The following is a 19,642-nucleotide window of genomic DNA, read 5'->3' on the forward strand; positions in this document are numbered from 1 at the left end:
AACACCCGGAGCCGACGGCCCCCATCCGGCCGATGTCCATGTTTCGTAAGAACCTGATGCCCAGAATGCCGGACTTGTCTCCGTAGGGTGATGCGGGTGACCGATTCTTCTGCCGCTCTTCCGACTCCGCCCGCCCCGCACACCGGCCTCCCCGGGGCCGACATCGTGCTGCCCTGCCTCGACGAGGCGGCCGCGTTGCCCTGGGTGCTCGATCGCATCCCCGACGGCTGGCGCGCGATCGTCGTCGACAACGGCTCGACCGACGGTTCGGCCGAGCTCGCCCGCTCCCTCGGCGCACACGTCGTCACGGAGGAACGACGCGGGTTCGGCGCGGCCTGCCACGCCGGACTGCTCGCCGCCGAGGCCGATTTCGTCTGCTTCTGCGACTGCGACGGCTCGCTGGACCCCGCGCTGCTGACCGGCTTCGTGCGGCGGATCGCGGACGGCGAGTGCGATCTGCTGCTCGGCCGCCGCCGCCCCGAGGGCCGGGGCGCCTGGCCGCCGCACGCGCGCGCCGGCAACCTGGCGCTGGCCCGGATGCTGCGCCGCCGCACCGGTCTGCGCCTGCACGACCTCGGCCCGCTGCGGGCGGCCCGCCGGAGCGATCTGCTCGCGCTGGACCTCACCGACCGGCGCAGCGGCTATCCGCTCCAGATGGTGGTCCGGGCCTCCGACGCCGGGCTGCGGGTCGCCGAGAGCGACGTCCCCTACCGGCCGCGCACCGGGAAGTCGAAGGTGACCGGCACCTGGCGCGGAACCTGGCAGGCGGTGCGCGACATGCGCGGCGTGCTGCGGGAACCACCGGCGGACCGCGCGTCCGGACAGGTTTCACGCCCGGAGACGGGGGCGGTCCGATGAGCGCGTCCGCGCACGAGGGCCGCTCGACGGGCGCGTACGGGCCCACCGAGCTGCTGGTCATCGCGAAGGAGCCGGTGGCGGGGCGGGTCAAGACCCGGCTCTGCCCGCCCTTCTCCCCCGCCGAGGCCGCCGAGCTCGCCGCCGCGGCGCTCGCGGACACGCTGGACGCCGTGCTCGCGCTTCCCGCCCGGCGGCGCGTGCTGGTCCTCGACGGGCGGCCGGGCCCCTGGGTGCCCGCGGGCTTCGAGGTGGTGGCGCAGAGCACGGGCGGTCTCGACGAACGTCTCGCCGCGGCCTTCGGCGGGTGTACGGGGCCGGCCCTCCTGGTCGGCATGGACACCCCGCAGATCACGGCCGCGCTGCTCGCTCCCGCTCTCGGCCCAAACGCCTGGGACGGTGTGGGGGCCTGGTTCGGTCCGGCCGAGGACGGCGGCTTCTGGGCGCTCGGTCTGGCGGATCCCGATCCGGCACTGCTGCGCGGGGTACCGATGTCCGTCCCCGAGACGGGTGCGGTACAGCGGCGCAGGCTGGTGGAGGCGGGGCTCGCCGTGCGCGATCTTCCGGTGCTGGTCGACGTGGACACCGCGGCCGACGCCCGCCGGGTCGCGTCGGCCGTGCCGGGCGGCCGGTTCGCCGCGGCGCTCGGCCGGCTGACCGGGGCGGGAGTGCGATGAGCACGACCGTGCCCTCGTCCGGGCTCGCCTCCCCGGTCCCGGCCGACCACGTCGAGCCCTCGGAGGCCCGCGCGGCGGCCGTCGGCGCCGTGGATGTCCACGAAGCGGCCGTCGGCGGAACGGATGCGCCCGGAGCCCCGCCGGTCCGCGCCGCTCCTTGGGAAGCCGACCCGTACGCCAACGCCCTCCGCACCGGCCGAGGTCCGCTGTACCTGCGCCGCAGCGACGGCTGGCTGCTGCCGCTGGACGTGGAGCGCTGGTGCTCCGACGCGGGCTCCGCCGACCTGTCCGCGCTGCACCGGTGCGAGGGGCCGGTGCTGGACATCGGCTGCGGGCCGGGGCGGCTGGTGGCGGAGCTGGCCTCGCTCGGACACCGGGCGCTCGGCATCGACGTCAGCGAGGCGGCGGTGGCCCGTACGCGCGGGCTCGGCGGCGCCGCTCTGCTCCGCAGCGTGTTCGACCCGCTGCCCGGGGAGGGCCGTTGGGGCACCCTCCTGCTCCTCGACGGCAACATCGGCATCGGGGGCGACCCGGCCGCTCTGCTGGGCCGGGCGGCCGATCTGCTCGGCGTCGGCGGGCTGCTGATCGCCGAGACCGCCCCCGTCGACGTGGACGAACGGGTCCGGGTCCGTCTGGACGACGGCCGGGACGGAACGGACGGGAGGACCGTCGCCGCCTCCGCGCGCGACGCCGAGCCGTTCCCGTGGGCGCGGATCGGGACGCCGGCCCTGCTGCGGCACGCCCGAGCGGGCGGCTGGCTCACGGCCGATCAGTGGGGCGCGGAGGGGCGGACCTTCGTCGCGCTGCGCCGTCCCGTACGGGAGCGGAGCGCCCGGACCAGCAGCCAGAGCGCGGAGAGCGCGAACAGCGCGCCGGTGATCAGCAGCCAGTTGCCGAAGTAGACGTCCGGGGAGGTGCCGGCGGCGGCCTCGTACCGCCGTTCGGTCCGCCGGGCGATCAGCGGGAACCAGATCAGCAGGAGCAGTCCGGAGAGGAACGCCGGCACCCGGACGAAGTTCACCAGGGCCTGCCGGGGGCCGAGCGCGGCGCGCAGCGCCCGGTCGGCCCCCGCGTACACCGGCAGCAGCACCAGGTCGTGCAGGACGGCCGACCCGGCGAACCAGAGCAGTACGCCGGCGGTGTCCCCGTCCAGCAGCCGTACGCCCGCGTAGCCGGCCAGGCAGAACGTGGCGGCGAGCAGCAGCAGGTGGAGCGGGCCCTCGCCGTACAGGCGGCGCGGCGAGAAACGCGAGCGGCGGGAGGCGGCGGACGCGGGCGGTACGGCTCGGGTGGACATCACAGCTCTCCGAACGTCAGGGTCTCGACCCACTTGGTGTTCAGCACCCCGGGCGCGGCGGGGACGATGATCCTGGCCGGGTAGCCGTGGTCGGGCGACAGCGGTGCGCCGTTCACCTCCAGCGCGAGCAGCGAGCGGCCGTCGCGGACCTGGTTGTCGCGGAGCGCGGCCTTGCGGAACGAGCCGCTGCGCTGGAGCGACTCGACGAACACGCCCGGCGGCCGGTCCGGGTATCCGGCGAGCGCCGCCAGGTAGGAGAGCCGCACTCCGCGCCACCGCTGGTCCGAGGTCGACCAGCCCTCCACGCAGGCGATCGGGAGCGCGGCGCCGTGCTGTTCCATGGCCAGCAGCTCGGCCCGGGAGAAGCGGAACTCCCCGGCCGGCCCCCGTACCGTCAGCCGCCAGCGCTCATCGGTGTCGGCGGGCCTGATCCGTACGGCGGCGGCGGTCTTGTTGATCTGGAAGGCGTTCGGGCCGGGCCCCGGGTCGGTGCCGCCGCGCGGGGTGAGGAGGGCGATGCGGCGCAGCGGCCCGTCGAAGCTGCGACCGGCCGAGGTGATCAGCAGAAGGAGTGAACCGGCCCCCACGAGGGCCAGCGCGCCGCGCCGGGACAGGGTGGCGGGCAGCGGGTCCGGGGCGGTGAGGGTGTCCGGTTCGCCGCGCGGGATGCCGCCCCGCAACACCCGTACGGCCTGCGGCGCTTTGAGGGCCACATGGGTGACGAACCCGGCGAGGAAGACCCAGGCCCCGTAGAAGTGCAGGGTGTAGAAGGACCCGGGGAAGAGGTAGTCCAGCTGGATGTTGAGCAGTCCGGTGATGAACTGGAACAGCGCCCCGCCCACGAGCAGCAGCAGCGAGATCCGTTCCAGGGCGTGGCCAACGGAGCGGGCGGGCGGCAGCGCGAAGAGCCGGGGAACCACCGACCAGAGCTTGGCGAGCAGGACGGGCACGAGCACGATGCCGACGGTGACGTGCAGGCCCTGGGTCAGCCGGTAGAGCCAGTGCGGGCCGGTCGGCCAGGAGAACAGGTAGAAGCCGAGCCACCCCTTGCCCGGGGTCTTGTCGTTGACCCGGTTCAGGTCGGGGTTGTAGGCCGCGTACGAGAGCAGACCCGTGACGAACAGCAGGGTGAGTCCGACGAGCAGGATGACGCCGAGCACGGCGGTGAAGCGCGCTCCGCGCACGGGGCTGCGCCAGAATTGCGGGTCGGCAGGGGTGCGCAGGGCGCGGAGGGAGTCGGGGAGGGAGCGGATGCGACGGCGTTCGGGCATGGGGCCGACGCTAGGCGGGGAACAGCGCCGACGGGCGGACGCGACTCCTGACGGAATTCTGACGTCGCGGCGGCAGGGCGGGGGAACGGGCATCGCCGCAACAGGCATCACCGCCTGAAGAGCGAATCTGACGGATCCGTGACGCGGCCCTGCCGTACCGCCCGATCGCCGCCCGGTGTGCATAGCGTGCCAGCGTGAAGACCGAGGACGCCACCCCCACGAACACCGTCGGCGGCACCGGGCACGGCCCACCCGCGCCGCCGGACCGCGACCACGACCGCGCCCGGCGCGCGGTGCGGGCCGACCTGGTCGCCGCCGCCGCGGGCGTGCTGCTGGTCACGGCCGCGGTGGTCGTCGGCCATGTCATCCAGAACCGGGACGGAAGTCTGCGCGCCCAGTGGCCGCCGCTGCTGGCCTCCTGGGACCCGCACCTGGGGCCGGGCACTCCGGCCGCTGTGATCATGGCGGTCCTGGTGGTGGCCTACGGCCCGGCGCTCGCGGCCCGGCTGCCCTGGCGCGGGCTGCTGGCAGCGGCCTGGGCCGGGTCGATGGCCTGGGTCTTCTCGATGGCGCTGATCGACGGCTGGCACCGGGGCGTCGCGAAGCGGCTCACCACGAAGCACGAGTACCTGCGGGTCATCGACCGCTTCGAGGACATTCCCGCCACCCTGCGCGACTTCACGAACCACATCGTGATCGGAGAGCCCGGCAACTGGCCCGCGCATATCGCCGGGCATCCGCCGGGCGCGACGCTGACCTTCGTGTGGCTGGACCGCATCGGTCTCGGTGGCGGCGCCTGGGCGGCCGTCCTCTGCGTCGTGGTGGGCGGTTCGGGGGTGCTGGCCGCCCTGATCACCGTGCGCCTGCTGGCCGAGGAGCGTCTGGCCCGGCGCGCCGCGCCCTTCCTCGTCCTCGCCCCGGCCGCCGTCTGGGCGGGCGTCTCCGCCGACGGCTACTTCACGGCCGTGGCCGCCTGGTCGGTGGCGCTGCTCGCGCTGGCCGCCACCCGCCGGGTCCGCTTCCCTGCCGTGGCGGCGGTGGGCGGGGGTCTGCTGTTCGGGTGGACCTGCTACCTCAGTTACGGGCTGGGGCTGATGGCGGCAGTCCTGCTGGCCGTACTGGTGCTCGCCCGGACCGCGCGCCCGGTGCCGTGGTTCCTGCTCGGCGCCCTCGTGGTCCCGGTGGCCTTCACCCTCGCCGGGTTCAACTGGTGGACCGCCTATCACCTGTTGGTGGAGCGCTACTACCAGGGCGCGGGCGGCGTCCGCCCGTACGGCTACTGGGTCTGGGCCAACCTGGCCTGCGCGACCCTCGCGGCCGGGCTCGCCGCCGTCGCCGGGCTGCGCCGGAGCGCCGTGGCCGCGAGCGGCGCCGTACGGGCGCTGCGGGGCGGTTCCGCGACAGCCTCCCCGGAAGCGAGACTGGCGCTGCTCGTCCTGGCGGCGCTGGCGGCGCTGCTGGCCGCGGACCTCTCCGGCATGAGCAAGGCGGAGACCGAGCGCATCTGGCAGCCGTTCCTGCTGTGGCTGCTGCCGGCGACGGCGCTGCTCCCCCACCGGGGTGTGCGGTGGTGGCTGGCCGCGTCGGCGATCCCGGCTCTGCTGATCAACCACCTGCTGTGGACGGGATGGTGATGGAACCTCCAAGAGCGTCTTGTCCTGGCAGGAGCGTTCGGCGACGCGGCACTGCCAGGACAGAACGCTCTTCACGGAGGGGGCTCGGGCGTGTTCGAAAGTCCCGCCTGCTCGGCGACGCCTGGCACTTCCCCAAGCTCTCGGCTTCGCTCGAGCAGGGGAGGCCCCATCCCTCGCCGCGTTGCCGGGATCACCCCGATACAGCCGGTATCGGGGCGACCCTCCGCCTTGCGATCGCACGCACCGGACGCCGCTGCTTTCGCAACACGCCCTAGATCTCCGTGCAGCCGTACGTACCCACCCGGACGAGGGTCCCGGTGCTCGCGTTGTACACCTCCGGCCGCCAGCAGACCGTGTACGTCTCCTTCATATCGAACTTGCACTCGTGCCACGTCCCGGCACCCTTGCTGTTCGTGCAGTGCGGCGTGTCGCGGTCGTAGTTCACGTACCAGTTGGCCCGCGCCGACGCGCCGTCGGTGTCCGTGTCCTTGACGTGGAAGTCGTCACCGGAGGTCTCGAAACAGGCAGTGGCCCCGGTGATCGCCAGACACGGCGAGCCGTTCGGCGGTTCGGCCTGGGCCGTGGGCGCCCCCGCCGCCATGGCTCCCACCACCAGCACGCCGGTGAACAGCCCCGCGCGGACCTTGCCGGCCCGTCCCCGGCCCGTGCTCTTCTCGTTCCCCACCATCGCAGTCTCCTCGGAAGAGTCGAACGGATCTCGTCGACGGCAGGAAGAGGACACCGAAACGCCTCCCCCCGGCGCGAACGGACTGAAAGTCTGGTTCGCCCGAGCGCATGTCACAAGACGCCGTTTCAGCCCTTTCCGTCGCACCACTCACCGGTTCTTACGTCATTTGGTCTCCAGGTCCCGGCGGCGGAAGCCCGTCAGGCCCAGCAGGATCAGGCCGGCGGCTACGGCGGTCAGGGCGAGCAGCGGGGTCCAGTTCACCCCGGCGGCCGGGAGTTGGGGGACATGGCCGAAGGGCGACAGGTTCTTCATCCAGTCCGGGAGCTGGAGGATCGGCCCCAGGTACCCGATGAGGAACGCGTACACGGGCACGATCCAGGCCACCGCCCCCGCACGCGGGAACCAGCCGAAGAGCAGGACGGCCACGCCGACGGTCACCCACAGGGCGGGGGCGTACGCGACGGCCGCTCCGACCAGGTCGAGGACCAGGCCTCCGTCCCCCGCCGACGCCGCGCCCGATAGGCCGAAGCACAGCCCGGCGAGGACCAGAAGCGCCGTGCCGCCGGCCAGGGCGACGGCCACATGGCTACCGAGCCAGCGGTTCCGGGAGAGGCCGGTGGCCAGGAGCGGTTCGGCACGGCCGGCGCTCTCCTCGGCCCGCGGTCGCAGCGCGGCCATCACCACGTACACGGCGGCGACGACCGCGACGACGACCATCACCATGGACGCGAACGCCTCGGCCACGGTGCTGCCGCCGATCCTCGACAGTGCCTCCCGCACCTGCTCGACGTCCTTCACCATGTCGGCGGCCTCGCCGAGGATGGAGCCGTACATGACGCCCATCAGGCACAGTCCGGCGCCGAAGCCCAGCAGGGTCGCCCGGTGCAGCCGCAGGGCGAAGCCGAAGGGCCGGGTGAGCGCGTCGGACGCCGTACGCCGGCCGAGCCGCGCGGCGCGCAGGCCCGCGCCGACATCGCGTCGGGTGCTCAGCACGAAGCCGTACGCCGCGGTCAGCGCGGCGAGGGCCAGGCAGAGCGCCAACGGCCACCACCGGTCGTCGACGAAGACGTAGGTGCGCTGGATCCAGCCGATCGGGCTCAGCCAGGACAGGGCGTCGTTGCCCACGTCGCCGGAGGCCCGCAGCACGTAGGCGGTGCCGATCGCCGCGAGCGCCATGCCCGTGGCGCCCCGGGTGTGCGCCGTGATCTGTGCGGTGACCGCGGCGGCCCCGGCGAAGACGAGCCCGATCGCGGCATGCGTGAGGCCGTACAGCAGCGCCCCGCCGGGGCTGATTCCGTCGATACCCGTCGCGGTGAGCCCCAGGGCCAGCAGCAGGGCGAGCGCGAGGTTGGCCAGGGCGGCGAGCACGAGGGCGGCGGCGAGGTGCGCGTGGTGTCCGACGACGGTGGAGCGGACCAGTTCGGCGCGGCCGGTCTCCTCCTCGTGGCGCGTGTGGCGGGTGACGATCAGGACGCTCATCAGACCCACCAGGACGGCCATGAAGCCGAGCAGCTGGTGACCGAGCATCGCCCCGGCGGTGTAGTCGGAGAGATAGTGACGAGGGCCGGTCATGGCGAGCGCGGCCGGGCTGTCCATGGAGCCGACGGCGGTGGCGCGCTGCTCGGGAGTGGAGTACAGCGCCTTGTACTCGGCCCCTGTGGCCAGCGTGCCCAGGGTAAGGGCGAGCAGCCATACGGACATGCGGACGCGGTCCCGGCGCAGGCCGAAGCGGACCAGGGTCCCGGTGCCGGTGAAGGCGGCGGAAGCGGCGGTCCCGGCGGGCGCGGACCTTTCGGAGGCGTCGAGCGGCGCGACGGTGCCGGTCATCGGGGAACGCCGTCCTTTCCGCCGGTGGGGGCGGAGGCGTCGGCCGCGCCGGAGGACGTCGGGGCGTCCGAGGACGCGGGGTCCCCGTTCCCCGTACGGCCGTTGGACACGAGCTCGTCGCCGTAATGGCGCAGCATCAGCTCTTCGAGCGTCGGCGGGTGGCTGGTCAGGCTCCGGATGCCGAACTCGCCGAGCCTGCGGATCGCGGCGTCGAGGTGTGCTCCGTCCACGGCGAAGTTCACCCGCCGGTCCATTGCCTTCAGGTCGTGCACACCGGGCAGCGCGTCGAGTCCGGTGGCCGGGCGCTCGGTCTCGGCCTCGACGGTCGTGCGCGTGAGGTGGCGCATCTCGCCGAGCGTGCCCGACTGCACGGTGCGGCCCTGGCGGACGATGCTGACGCGGTCGCAGAGCTTCTCGACCTGGGCCAGGATGTGGCTGGAGAGCAGCACGGTCTTCCCCGCCGCCTTCGCCTGGAGGATGACGTCCTGGAAGACGACCTCCATCAGGGGGTCGAGGCCGGCCGTGGGCTCGTCGAGGAGGAGCAGTTCGGCGTCGGAGGCGAGCGCGGCGACGATGGCGACCTTCTGCCGGTTGCCCTTGGAGTAGGCACGGCCCTTCTTGACCGGATCGAGGTCGAACCGTTCGATGAGTTCGTCGCGCCGCCGCCGGTCGAGGCCGCCGCGCAGCTTCGCCAGCAGGTCGATGGCCTCTCCTCCGGTGAGGCCCGGCCACAGTTCCACGTCCCCGGGGACGTAGGCGAGCCGCCGGTGCAGCTCGACCGCGTCCTTCCACGGGTCCTTGCCGAGGAGTTGGGCCCCGCCGGAGTCGGCGCGCAGCAGCCCCAGCAGGATGCGGATCGTCGTGGACTTCCCCGCGCCGTTGGGTCCGAGGAAGCCGTGGACCTCGCCTGCTTCGACGGCGAGGTCCAGGCCCGCGAGGGCGTGCGTCCGACCGAACGACTTGTGCAGTCCGGTGACAGTGATGGCCTTCTTCATGTTCCGAAAGTACGCTTCTTTCAGAAGTGTGTGAAGTTAAGAAACTGTATGAATCGCTCGATAGACTGGCTGGAAGCACAGGCGCACACGTGCCAGGAACCACAGGGACCGAGGTCGGAGCATGGACGAGCGGCAGAAAAAGGGCCGCGTGGCCGGCGACGACGAGGCGGCCGTCTCCCGGTTCGTGGAGCGCTTCGCCGCCCAGTTGTGCCAGGCGGGCATGGCGCGCATGCCCGCCAGGGTCTTCGCCGCCCTGCTCTCGTCGGAGGAGGGCGCACTCACCTCCGCCGAGCTGAGCGAGCAGCTGAAGATCAGTCCGGCGGCCGTGTCGGGAGCCGTCCGCTATCTCGCCCAGGTCAATATGGTCAGCCGCGAGCGGGAGCCGGGGTCCCGGCGTGAGCGCTATCGCGTGCAGGGCAACCAGTGGTACGAAGCGTTGCTGAAGCGGGACACCATCCTGAAGAACTGGCAGGCCACGATGCGGGAGGGCGTGGACCAGTTCGGCCTCGACAGCCCGCAGGGAAGCCGGATCGACGACACCCTGGAGTTCTTCCGGTTCCTGGAGAAAGAACTCGGCTCGATGATGGAGCGTTGGGCGGCGCACCGGGCCGAACGCCTCGGCGGCTGAGAGGGCACCGCCCGGCCGGGCGCTTCCTCGGCGCCCGTCAGCTCACGCGCTGTTCGGCGAGGTCGAGCCAGTGCTCCACGTCGGACGGGGCGAAGTGTCTGATGGCCCAGTCGACCATGCGGAGGCCCATGTGGGCCCATGCGGGCCGCAGGACGTCCTCGGGGACCGCGTCGAGGACGTCGTCGAGGTGTCGTGCCACCCCCGGGTCCACTCCCCCGCCGTGGATGCCGAAGCGCAGGGTGACCAGGTCGAACCGGTGGTCACCGCGGGCGGCTCCGTCCCAGTCGACGACGCCGGTGATCGAGCCGCCGGTCGCCAGGAGGTTCCCGGGGTGGAAGTCCATGTGCACGGCATCGTCGCCGGCCAGTCGGCCGGGATGGTCCGCTCCGATCGCGGCGACCCGGCGCTCCAACCCGGCGCTGCGGCGGCTGTGCCGGCGCAGGGGCTCGTGCAGGCAGTAGCCGGGGCCGTCCTGACGCAGGAACAGCTCCGCGGCGGGGACGTCGGGGTGGTCGGCGAGCCGGCCCGCCTGCAACCGGTTGAGTCCGAGGGCCTGGACCAGGACCTCGTGGTCGAGGTGGTCGACCTTCGTGCCGGGCAGGAACTCCTGGACCATGACGACCGCGTGGCCGACCTGCGCCGCCAGTTCGGTGGCCGGGGCCGGGCAGCCCGCGTGCCGTAGCACCCGGCTGACGGTGAGCGGCCCTGCCTCCAGGTCCGCCACGCGGCTGTGCGGCCGCCACTTGAGCACGGACCGGCGATGGTCCGGCCAGCGCACATAGGCGGTGCCGACCTGCCCGCCAGGGCAGAGGCCGTCGAGGGTCAGCCGGATTCCGGTCCGGGCCTCAAGGGCGTCGAGCGTCCTGGCGGCGTCGAGTCGCTCGGCCCGCGCCCAGCGTTGTGGCGGAGAAGTCATGGGTTCCATGATGACCGCGCGGTACGGGCGTGGCTCCGGCCCCCGTGCCGCCCGGTACGTGCATCCGTGTCCGTGTCCCTGTCCGTATGTCTGGCGAAAGGGCCGCCGTCCGCCGGGTATGGGCGGACGGCAGCCCCGTAGGACGCGGGACGAGGATCAGTCGGGAAGCCGGTCCATGATCCAGGTGCACAGCTCCTCGGTGATGCCCGTGTGCGCGGTGGTCGTGGACGAGCAGAGGAAGTCGTCGACTTCGCTCTCCTGCGGCTCCAGGTCACCGACGTTCGCGTACAGGTCGTCCTGCTTCTCGATGTCGCGGATCGCGACCGCGCTGACCGTGGGGACGAAACAGACGTCCTCGTGACGCAGGTCGATCTTGCCGCCGAGCTTCTCCATCGCCCCGGAGAGGATCTTGTACGTGTGCAGGGTTCCGCCCGGCGCGCCGTCCAGCTCCGGGAAGCCGTTGGTCGCGACGGTCTGCTCGGCCTTGGGGAACCTGCGGTTCAGGTACGCGGCCGTCACGTCGTCGCCCTGGGCCTGGGTGTAGAAGGTGGTGCCCGGGTAGATCCGGTCGATCCGCAGCGCGACCTCGCCGGGCTTCACGTCCGGCAGACCGATGCCATCGGCGCGGCCGTTGGCCACGGCGATCTTCATCGGGATCTGCGGCCAGTCGCCGACCCGCTCCAGCGCGTCGAGGAACTCCGTGCGCTCCGGGGCGACCGTGACCTTCTCGGTGTCCTTGTCGTAGTGCTGCCACAGCATCTGACGCGCGGCCGGGCTGTTCATCTGCCTCGCGAAGTCGTTCGGGAAGGGGATGAAGTGGGAGAACGCCTGCACGCCGACGGGGATGGAAGCACCGCGGTGCGGGCTGTCGTAGGAGAAGTACAGCGCGGTCCGGTGGTCCATCCGCTGCCTCTCCATCTTGGCGAGTGCGTAGCGGGTGACGATGCCTCCCATGCTGAAGCCGCCGACGACCAGGCGGGCGTCGCCGAGCTGCTCGGCGGACGTCCGCAGGATGGCGGCCACCGCCGCTTCCGCGTTGTCCAGGATCGACGCGCTGCGCTCCTCGAAGCCGAGGAGGATCACGTCCCTGCCGCGCCGGCGCAGCTCGCTGATGAACGGGAAGCTGCCGCTCTCCAGCCCGTGGTAGAGCACGTCGAGCTTGCTCCGGCCGAGGCTGAAGCCGTCGGCCAGGATCACGGGCCGGACGAGGTTGCCGTTGTTGCCCTCGCCGGGGAAGACCCACGCGAAGCCGTTCGGCAGGGGCCACTCCTCGTGGTCCGGCACCTCGATGGAACCGGCCGGTTCCAGGGTGAGCGGGCCGCCGAGGGTGAAGGCACCGACGTTCGGCTCGGACGTCTCTGACATCGTCGTACTCCTGTGGGGAGGTGGGCGGGACGACCTCATCATGGTGGGCGATACGGGCGTATCACTCCTGGGAGCTGGGGAGTTCACCACATGTGATGATCACGAGCGGAAATCGCGTGCGGTACGTCCGGCAGATGCTCTAGCGCCGCCCGACGTGGCGTCGGGGGACGGGCGCGGCCACGGTGATCGCCTCCACCCGGTCGACGGCGACGTTGACGGTGCCGTCGGAGCGCTCGACCCGGCCGGTGACGATGACGGCGGGGGCGTCGAGGAGGGTGCGGTGGCAGCGGTCCCAGACGTGCGGGGCGAAGACGAGGTTGACGGTGCCGGTCTCGTCCTCGATCGCACCGAAGGCCACGCCGCGGGCGGTCGGGGGCGTTGGAGGTACTTCGGCAACCCGCCGATCCGGACCGGGGATGGCCGCCGATGCGGCAGCCCCGGCAAGCCGCGGCGACGCCGCAGAGATCCGGGCGATCACCGACGCCATGGTCCGCCTCTTGATCGGAACCCTCCCGCACTCCGACGGGCGGGTGACGATCAAGTCCGTGGCCGAGGAAGCCGGGCTGAAACGCAACAAGCTCACCCACAAGCACACGGGGTTTAAGGACCTCTTCTACGCCCCGGTGCGCATGCAGGACTCACGACCCAAGGCATTCGACGGCCTCAAGCGGCAGAACGACGAGCTCAAGACAAAGCTCTCGGACCTGCGCGACGAGTACAACCAACTGCGTTCGTACGTGAGACAGATGGCGCGTGTGGTCCACGTGCTGGAGGTCGAGAATCAGCAGCTGAGGCAGTCGGCCGGGAAGGATGGCGTGGTCCGGGCATTCCCAGTTCAGCAACGGCCTCCCGCCGGTGACAGGGGAAGCAGGTCGTAGGAGCAAAACAGCGTGAACTCCCGCGCGGCAGGTAGGCCGTGTATCGAAAGTGGATCTTGGGCTGTGAATATTCACGGTTGGTGGCGCGAGGAGATCTCACAGACGGCCCGTGGGCGATGTTGGAGCCGTTGTTGCCGAAGAGGAGAAAGGATTCGACGATGTGCCGTGCACACAGCATGCGGCCGGGGCGCGGACTCGCGACGACCTGCAGAAAGAACCACCGGCGGCGTGTTTGCCGATCCCGGTGATCGCGGTCTGGGGTGGTCGCGCGGCGGGTTCACTATCAAGCTGCACCTGGCCCTCGATCAGGGTCAGACGCCCGTATCGATCGTGGTGCCAGCAGGGCAGCGCGGGAGACTCGTCGCGATTCGCCGTACTGAGAAGGTCCGCGTGCCCCGCATCGGACCGGGCCGACACGCATCCGCCCGGATCGCGTGCGGGCCGACAAGGCGTACCCCTCCCGCAAGAAACGCGCTGACCTGCGTCGACGCGGAATCCGCTGCATCATCCCGGACAAGGCCGACCAGGCTCGCAACCGCCGGAAGCGGGGCTCCCGCGGCGGCCGTCGTACTTCGACCAGGCCGACGCTTTGGGCACCGTACCGTGCGTCGCCCCAGCCCCCTCGAAGTGAGTAGTAGTACTGATGGCGGATGAGCAATCCGCCGAGATGATGGTGCACATGGACTATCCGGTGCGAGCCGTGAAGACAGCCGCCGTGGCTGTGGCAGCCACTCTTGCTGCATGGTGGCTGTTCCACAGCTTGTATGCCCTGATCGACAGCGCCATGGAGGCTGATAGTGCGCGCGGCCCCCTCGCGGGGTTGCTGCACTACCTTGCTGCCAACGCGGCGGTCCTGGCTTTCCAGCCTCTCACTCTATGGGTGGGTCTCAGACTTGTCGGCGTCCGCGGAAACCATCTGGCAGTCGTCACCAGTGCCCTTGTGTGGTGCACGATGACCGCAGGACATCTTCTGGACTCGCTCCCCAGCCCGGGGGAAGCGTTCTGGTGGTTCTCTGTGCAATGCGCTGCCGCGACTCTTCCCTCGCTCCTGCAGCCCCAGCTCATGCCAGTGAGCACACAGCCCAAGAAGCGGCCCTCGAAACATGACGCCACGTGAAGCTCCTCATACTGCGCGCTGCGTGGTGGCCTTTCCTTGCCGTGTTCTCAGTCGTGGCCCGTGTCTGGACCTTTTTCGGGTCGACCAGCCACCGCAGAGCATGGCGCTTGGCGAGCAGTGACACCGCCCGGCAGGCAGGACAGGCTGCTGAGACTCGGCTGCGCGGCATCGTGGAAACTTACGCGGAGAGCACGCCGCTGGTATGGCGCCTCCTGGTAGTCAGGGACCACTACATACGGGGAATGGCCGACTGGGATTTTCTTCGTCCGACGAGGGCCGCTTACCGAGTGTCGTGTGAGATGCATGTGACGGCCTACTTCAGTTCACCGCTGCCGCCGGCCCAAACACTCGCCAGGATCCTCGACGCAGGGGAGCCTGGTCTGTCCGGCATCCCCTTCGCTCGCGACACTGCCTGCCAAAACCGGCCCGGTGAACTAACTCATTCCGGACACACTCTCAGCTGGGACCAGCCGACTCTTCTCGTTGCCGACTCCAGCCGGCCACTCAATACTTTCCGGTGCTTGTACGAGCCCTCCGCCGTGGGCGGTGTGGATAGCGTCCGGAGCCGGCACGGCACTGTGTTCTCGCTGGCCCTTCCACCCACCACATATTTTCGGATGCCTCGGTGAGTTCTGCAGAGTTTTCGATACACGGCCCAATCGTGCACGAGCTCGTAGTGCCCAAGAGCTGGGCGGTCCCGTCAGCGGATGGAACCCGTGCCCGCGCCGTCGCGTCCGCGCCGCTGTGGTCTGACGGGTGCCCGGGTCACGAGATGGTACACAGGCGTGCCGGTTGGCTGGGCAACGACGATGCCCCGGCCGTCGTCCAAGTAGGCGGCCGGTTTCCCTTCGGCCCACCAGATCAGATGGAGGGCCGCGGTCACCACCGCAGCTGGGCGAGGGTGCCCGGGCGGATCACCTGATCGCCGAAGCGGGCCCGCGCCCGGTCGGCGGCTTGCTCGATGCGGCGCCGTTTGCCGTCCGCCGGGTCCAGGAGCAACTGCTGGACGGCGTAGTGGGCCTCGGTGAGGTCCGCGCGAACGGTGATCGTGCGGACACGGGCGCGCTGCAGCCCGAAGCGGGCATACAGGTCGTACGCGACGGCGCTGAGTGCCGGTGTGTGAGCGGTGTACTCCTCCAGCGTGCGCGATCGCTGCGTCGCGGCGCCGTCGGCGTACGAGATGCTCAGCGCGAGCCGCGCGGCGACCTGGCCGGTGGTGCGCAGCCGCAGCCCGAGACGTTCGCAGAGGTCGAGCAGGGCCCGGCGGTGTGCGGCGGGGTCGAGCTCGTCGTGGCTGAACTCGTAGGAGAAACCGGTGGACTTGGGCGCTGCCTCGGAGGTGACCGGGCGCGGGTCCAGGCCGCGGGCCCGTTGCGACAGCGTCACGGCAGTGGCCTTGCCGAGGATGCGCTGCAGCGTCAGCAGCGGAACGTCGAGAAGGTCGCCGATGCGGTGGAGGCCGTACTCCCCGAGCGTACGGGCGGTGGCCGGGCCGACCCCGTAGAGCGCGCCGACAGGCTTGGGATGGAGAAACGCGGCGACTGCCTCGGGGTCCGGGGCGACGACGGTGACCTGACCAGGAGCGGTCGTGTCGGCCGCCATCGCGGCCAGCATCCGATTCGGGCCGGCGCCGATCGTCGCGCGTAGCCCGAGGTGTGCGGCCAGGCGGAGTGCGGCCATGGCCGCCAGACCACCCGTGTCCCGGTCGAAGAACCGCAGGGCACCGGTGACATCGAGGTCGGCGGCGTCCGGCGGGAGGGCCTGCACCAGCGGAGTGAGATCACGCAGCAGCGTGAGGGCCTGCTCGTACGTCTCCTGGCCGGCCGGGCCGAGGTCGTGGAGCTGAATGCGCAGGATGCTTCGGGCTCGGGTGGTCATGGCGCTCACCCCGCCGATCCGGGAGATCGGTGTCCCAGGCGTCGCAGGTCGGCGGAGCGGGACCCGGCGGGCCGCAGATCGCTCCAGGCGTTGAGCTTTGCCCCGGCCGTTCCGTCTTCGAGTGTCCGGCCCGCACCCGGCGTGCTGTCACCGCGGGCAGGTGTGGGGGCGGGTGTGGGGGCGGGTGTGGGGGCGGGTGTGGTGCGGCCGAGCAGGCCGAGAGCGGCTTCGGGGCCCAGGTCGCGGCGGGTGGTGGCGACTTCCTCGAGGTCCCAGGCGGCCTGCCCGACCACGGTGCGCCGAGGGCCGCGTTCCTCGACGACTCCGCGGACCAAAAGCAGGCCGGAGTGGAAGACTGTGTGCGCGCAGGTGTCGTGGGAGTCCTCGAAGAACGCGAGGTCCACGAGGCCGGAGCCGTCCTCCAGGGTCACGAAGATGACCCTCTTGCCGGACGGGATCGGCGGCGTCTGGGTCGATGCCCGCACGCCGGCGACCAGCACCTGCTGTCCCCGGTGCATCGCCTGCAAGTGGTGGGCGTCGGTCGCGCCGAGCTCGGCGAGCAGGCGGTGGTGGTGTTCGAGCAGATGACGGCTGACGTCGATGGAGAGCACGTCGATTTCAGCACTCATCACGTCGCGGCCGGTCATCTCGGGCAGCCCGGCCGGCTCGCCCGCGTGCGTCTCGTCGCCGAGCGGCAGTTGGCCGTCGATCGCGGTCCGGTTGCGTGCGGAGCGGTGCAGCTCGGTGGCCTGCAACAGCAGATCCCGCCGGGTCAGCCCGCCTTGCAGCGGAGCGAGAGCTCCGATCTTGATGAGGCGCTGGGCGAGAGGCAGGGACGGGCGGGCGCGCAGCCACAGATCCTGCAGTCCGGCATACGGCTGCCCGGCTTCGATGCGGGCGCTCTCCGCCTCGGTGATCCCGCGCACCGTGGACAACGCGAGCCGTACGCCCCAGCCGTTCGGGGTCGGCTCGACGCTGTGTGTGCTGCGGGAGGTGTTGACGTCGACCGGCAGGATCGCCACTCCGAACTGCTTCGCGTCCTGGACCAGGACGCGGGGCGCCCACATGCCGGGGTCGTGCTGGAGCAGCCCGGCGAAGAACGCGGCGGGGTAGTGCGTTTTGAGCCACGCCGACTGGACGGCCGGGATCGCGAAGGCCACGGCGTGCGCGCGGCAGAATCCGTAGGCCCCGAACTCCTTGACGATGTCCCAGACTTCGCCGATCACGTCCGGGGTGTAGCCGCGCTCGTCGGCGCAGCGGCGAAACCACGCCTCCACCTTCGGCAGCCGCTCGGCGTCGGCGAGGGCGCGGCGTCCGACATCTGCGGCGGCACGGTCGCAGCCGGTCATCATGACCAGGATCATCATGATCTGCTCGTGCCAGATCACCACCCCGTACGTGTCATCCATGATCGGCACAAGGTCGGGGTGGGGATATCGAGGTTCCTCGACCCCGTGCCGGGCGGCGATGAATTTCGCGGGCATGCCCCCGGCGACCGGGCCGGGCCTGAAGAGGCTGATGTCGGCGATCACATCCTGCATGTGCCGTGGCTGGAGCCTCGCGATGAGATCTTGCTGGCCTGAGCTCTCGAGCTGGAAGCAGCCCAGCACCTTGGTGCTGCGGATCAGTTCGAAGGTGGGCTCATCGGCGAGGTCGACGTGGTCGGGACTGTCGAGGTCGATGTGCCGGCCTGTGGTGCGGCGGATCTCGGCGACCGAGTGCGCCATCGCCGACTGCATGCGCACGCCGAGGACATCGAGCTTCAGCAGGCCGAGGGCTTCGACATCGTGCTTGTCCGCCTGCACCGTCGGATATGCGCCTCCCGGAGCGGGCTGCACCGGAAGGCGACCGAGCAGGCTCGCGTCGGAAAGGATCACGCCGCACGGGTGCATGGCGAAGCCGCGCGGCAGGGCGTCCAGGCCCTCGGCCAGCTCCCACAGCGGACCGTACTGGTCGGCCTCGGCCGCGAGCTGCCGCAGTTCGGGCAGCTCGGACAGTGCGGAGCCGATGTCGCACGCGCGGATGTGCGGAAAGCTTTTCGCGATCCTGTCGACGGTCTGCGGGCGGATCCCGAGCGCGAGCCCCGTATCGCGCAGGGCGTGACGGGCCCGGTAGGTCTCCGGCATCCCGGTAACCGCCACGCGCTCGGAGCCGAACCGTTCGAAGATCCGGTCGTAGACCTCCAGGCGCCGGTCCGACTCGACATCGAGGTCGATGTCCGGCAAGGCGGTGCGGCGCTCGCTGAGAAAGCGTTCGAACAGGAGCCGGTGCGAGAGCGGGTTAGCTGTGGCGATGAAAAGGCTGTGGTTGACCATGGACCCGGCACCGGAGCCGCGGGCGGCGACCCGGATCCCCATGGCCCGCACGTCCGCGACGACCTGGGCCACCGCCAGGAAGTACGCCTCGTATCCGAGGCGCTCGATCACCCCGAGCTCGTAGCCGAGCCGATCCATCGCCCGCACGTCCCGGTCGAGGCCGCGGGCGGTCATCCCGGCCTCGCTGCGCTGCCGCAGCAACCGCATCCCGTCCCCCGGCCGGGTGCCGGCTCCCACCACGTGCGGTTCGGGGAAGTGCGCTCGCCCCAGGCCGAGGTCGCGCACCGGGTCCACCGTGCACTGCTCGGCGGTGGCTGCCGTCTCCTCGATCAGACGCCGCCCTCGACCGGCCGGGGCGCTCGCGGCCGCGGCCACCCGCTCTGCCACCTCGGCCATCTCGGCCCCGGACTTCAGATACCGCTCGCCCGGGTCGAGCGATCCACGCTGCGGAATCGGACGCAGCAGCCGGGCGGCGTCCAGCACGTCGGCCAGGCGGTGCTGCTCACGCCGCTCGTAACGCACCGCGTTGGTGAGCACCGTCGGGATGCCGAGCCGGTCGCCCAGAGCAAGGGTGTGCGCGGCCAGCCGCACCGATCCCGCGCCCAGCCCGGACAGGCCGTAGGCGACCGCCTCCAGCCGAAGAAGTCCCTGACCCGCGATCTCCCGCCACGGGACGAGCAGCCTTTCCGCGATGTCCGGCCGCCCGGCGGCCAGCGCACGTACAGGCTCGGAGGTCGGCCCGAGGATCGCCACCACATCCTCACCCAAGCCCTCCTGCAGCGCCTCCCACGAAGCGACCGGAAAGCCGTCGACCGGATGCGCGTAGGCCGCGGAGACGAGGCGGCAGATACGCGCCCACCCGCTCACGGAGCCTGCCAGCAGCGTGACTCTCAGGCGCGGCTCCGCCACGTGCCCACCACCGCGGACCGGTGTGCGCGAGCGGCGAGGAGCCTTTGCTGTGTCGAACGCCGGGACGGCGAGATCCACCCCGAAGATCGGGCGTACCCCGGCGCTCAGGCACGCCTTCGCGTGCCGCACGACGCCGGTGACACTGTCCCGATCAGTCAGCGCGAGCGCACCCATGCCGAGCTCCGCCGCCCGGCCCACCAGGTCTTGCGGATGCGAGGCGCCGTAGCGGGCGGAGAACCCGGAAGCGACGTGGAGATGTGTGAAAACGCCCATCGCGCACCTCCGAATCTGCTCTGGCACCCCCTGCTCGTCTGGCGTCCTGCTGTCAGAACGCTGCATCCGATCTATTCGTACAATAGTTCGATAGAACAGTTTCAGCCAACCGATCTTGA

At 71.3% G+C, this 19,642-nt stretch carries 16 protein-coding genes; 7 read left to right on the forward strand and 9 right to left on the reverse strand.

Annotation, left to right across the window (positions count from 1 at the left end):
- The first annotated feature begins 90 nt into the window (after positions 1-90).
- From ACIRJT_RS25155 to ACIRJT_RS25165, 3 genes are read left to right on the forward strand one after another with little or no spacing between them, the layout of a single operon-like run.
- Entirely contained in the window at positions 91-858 is a 768-nt protein-coding gene (locus ACIRJT_RS25155; protein ID WP_403912925.1) for a glycosyltransferase family 2 protein, read from the forward strand.
- Positions 855-1,532 (forward strand): DUF2064 domain-containing protein, encoded by a 678-nt coding sequence (locus tag ACIRJT_RS25160; RefSeq protein ID WP_403912927.1) that lies wholly within the window; start codon positions 855-857, stop codon positions 1,530-1,532. Before ACIRJT_RS25155 ends, ACIRJT_RS25160 begins: the two co-directional genes overlap by 4 nt.
- Positions 1,529-2,434, forward strand: a complete 906-nt coding sequence (locus ACIRJT_RS25165) for a class I SAM-dependent methyltransferase (protein WP_403912929.1) — start codon at positions 1,529-1,531, stop codon at positions 2,432-2,434. The genes ACIRJT_RS25160 and ACIRJT_RS25165 overlap by 4 nt, the downstream gene beginning before the upstream one ends.
- Positions 2,435-2,828: 394 nt before the next feature.
- On the opposite strand, the gene ACIRJT_RS25170 is transcribed toward ACIRJT_RS25165, so the two are convergent.
- Positions 2,829-4,100 carry a molybdopterin-dependent oxidoreductase gene (locus ACIRJT_RS25170; RefSeq protein WP_403912932.1) on the reverse strand — a complete coding sequence of 424 codons (1,272 nt, stop codon included), beginning with the start codon at positions 4,098-4,100 and terminating at the stop codon, positions 2,829-2,831.
- A 194-nt stretch (positions 4,101-4,294) separates the two neighbouring features.
- Here ACIRJT_RS25170 and ACIRJT_RS25175 point away from each other — a divergent pair, with 194 nt between their 5' ends.
- Positions 4,295-5,734: a hypothetical protein gene (locus ACIRJT_RS25175; protein WP_403912934.1), complete on the forward strand. Its 1,440-nt coding sequence runs from the start codon at positions 4,295-4,297 to the stop codon at positions 5,732-5,734.
- A 271-nt stretch (positions 5,735-6,005) separates the two neighbouring features.
- On the opposite strand, the gene ACIRJT_RS25180 is transcribed toward ACIRJT_RS25175, so the two are convergent.
- From ACIRJT_RS25180 to ACIRJT_RS25190, 3 genes are all read right to left on the reverse strand, one after another.
- Positions 6,006-6,422 (reverse strand): hypothetical protein, encoded by a 417-nt coding sequence (locus tag ACIRJT_RS25180; protein ID WP_403912937.1) that lies wholly within the window; start codon positions 6,420-6,422, stop codon positions 6,006-6,008.
- A 162-nt stretch (positions 6,423-6,584) separates the two neighbouring features.
- Positions 6,585-8,249 carry an ABC transporter permease gene (locus tag ACIRJT_RS25185; RefSeq protein WP_403912939.1) on the reverse strand — a complete coding sequence of 555 codons (1,665 nt, stop codon included), beginning with the start codon at positions 8,247-8,249 and terminating at the stop codon, positions 6,585-6,587.
- Complete coding sequence (locus ACIRJT_RS25190; RefSeq protein ID WP_403912941.1) at positions 8,246-9,244, reverse strand: ATP-binding cassette domain-containing protein; 999 nt, start codon at positions 9,242-9,244, stop codon at positions 8,246-8,248. Before ACIRJT_RS25190 ends, ACIRJT_RS25185 begins: the two co-directional genes overlap by 4 nt.
- Positions 9,245-9,365: 121 nt before the next feature.
- Between ACIRJT_RS25190 and ACIRJT_RS25195 the strand changes: the two genes are divergently transcribed.
- Positions 9,366-9,872, forward strand: a complete 507-nt coding sequence (locus ACIRJT_RS25195) for a GbsR/MarR family transcriptional regulator (RefSeq protein WP_403912944.1) — start codon at positions 9,366-9,368, stop codon at positions 9,870-9,872.
- 37 nt (positions 9,873-9,909) lie between these two features.
- Here ACIRJT_RS25195 and ACIRJT_RS25200 read toward each other — a convergent pair whose 3' ends face one another.
- The 3 genes from ACIRJT_RS25200 to ACIRJT_RS25210 form a co-directional block, all read right to left on the reverse strand.
- Positions 9,910-10,788, reverse strand: coding sequence for a phosphotransferase (locus ACIRJT_RS25200; protein ID WP_403912947.1), 879 nt, complete (start codon positions 10,786-10,788; stop codon positions 9,910-9,912).
- Positions 10,789-10,944: 156 nt separating this feature from the next.
- Positions 10,945-12,153 (reverse strand): esterase/lipase family protein, encoded by a 1,209-nt coding sequence (locus ACIRJT_RS25205; RefSeq protein WP_403912949.1) that lies wholly within the window; start codon positions 12,151-12,153, stop codon positions 10,945-10,947.
- Positions 12,154-12,292: 139 nt separating this feature from the next.
- Complete coding sequence (locus tag ACIRJT_RS25210; RefSeq protein WP_403912952.1) at positions 12,293-12,511, reverse strand: OB-fold nucleic acid binding domain-containing protein; 219 nt, start codon at positions 12,509-12,511, stop codon at positions 12,293-12,295.
- A 58-nt stretch (positions 12,512-12,569) separates the two neighbouring features.
- Between ACIRJT_RS25210 and ACIRJT_RS25215 the strand changes: the two genes are divergently transcribed.
- On the forward strand, positions 12,570-13,031 hold the full coding sequence (locus tag ACIRJT_RS25215; protein ID WP_403912955.1) for a hypothetical protein: 462 nt from the start codon (positions 12,570-12,572) through the stop codon (positions 13,029-13,031).
- Between the two features lie 643 nt (positions 13,032-13,674).
- On the forward strand, positions 13,675-14,148 hold the full coding sequence (locus ACIRJT_RS25220) for a hypothetical protein (protein WP_403912958.1): 474 nt from the start codon (positions 13,675-13,677) through the stop codon (positions 14,146-14,148).
- Between the two features lie 879 nt (positions 14,149-15,027).
- Here ACIRJT_RS25220 and ACIRJT_RS25225 read toward each other — a convergent pair.
- Both ACIRJT_RS25225 and ACIRJT_RS25230 read right to left on the reverse strand, forming a co-directional pair.
- Entirely contained in the window at positions 15,028-16,035 is a 1,008-nt protein-coding gene (locus ACIRJT_RS25225) for a DNA polymerase thumb domain-containing protein (RefSeq protein ID WP_403912961.1), read from the reverse strand.
- Positions 16,032-19,523 carry a DNA polymerase III subunit alpha gene (locus ACIRJT_RS25230; RefSeq protein ID WP_403913177.1) on the reverse strand — a complete coding sequence of 1,164 codons (3,492 nt, stop codon included), beginning with the start codon at positions 19,521-19,523 and terminating at the stop codon, positions 16,032-16,034. Before ACIRJT_RS25230 ends, ACIRJT_RS25225 begins: the two co-directional genes overlap by 4 nt.
- Positions 19,524-19,642: the final 119 nt, after the last annotated feature.

It is taken from the genome of Streptomyces sp. NPDC102283, assembly GCF_044766265.1.
Taxonomy (GTDB): Bacteria; Actinomycetota; Actinomycetes; order Streptomycetales; family Streptomycetaceae; genus Streptomyces.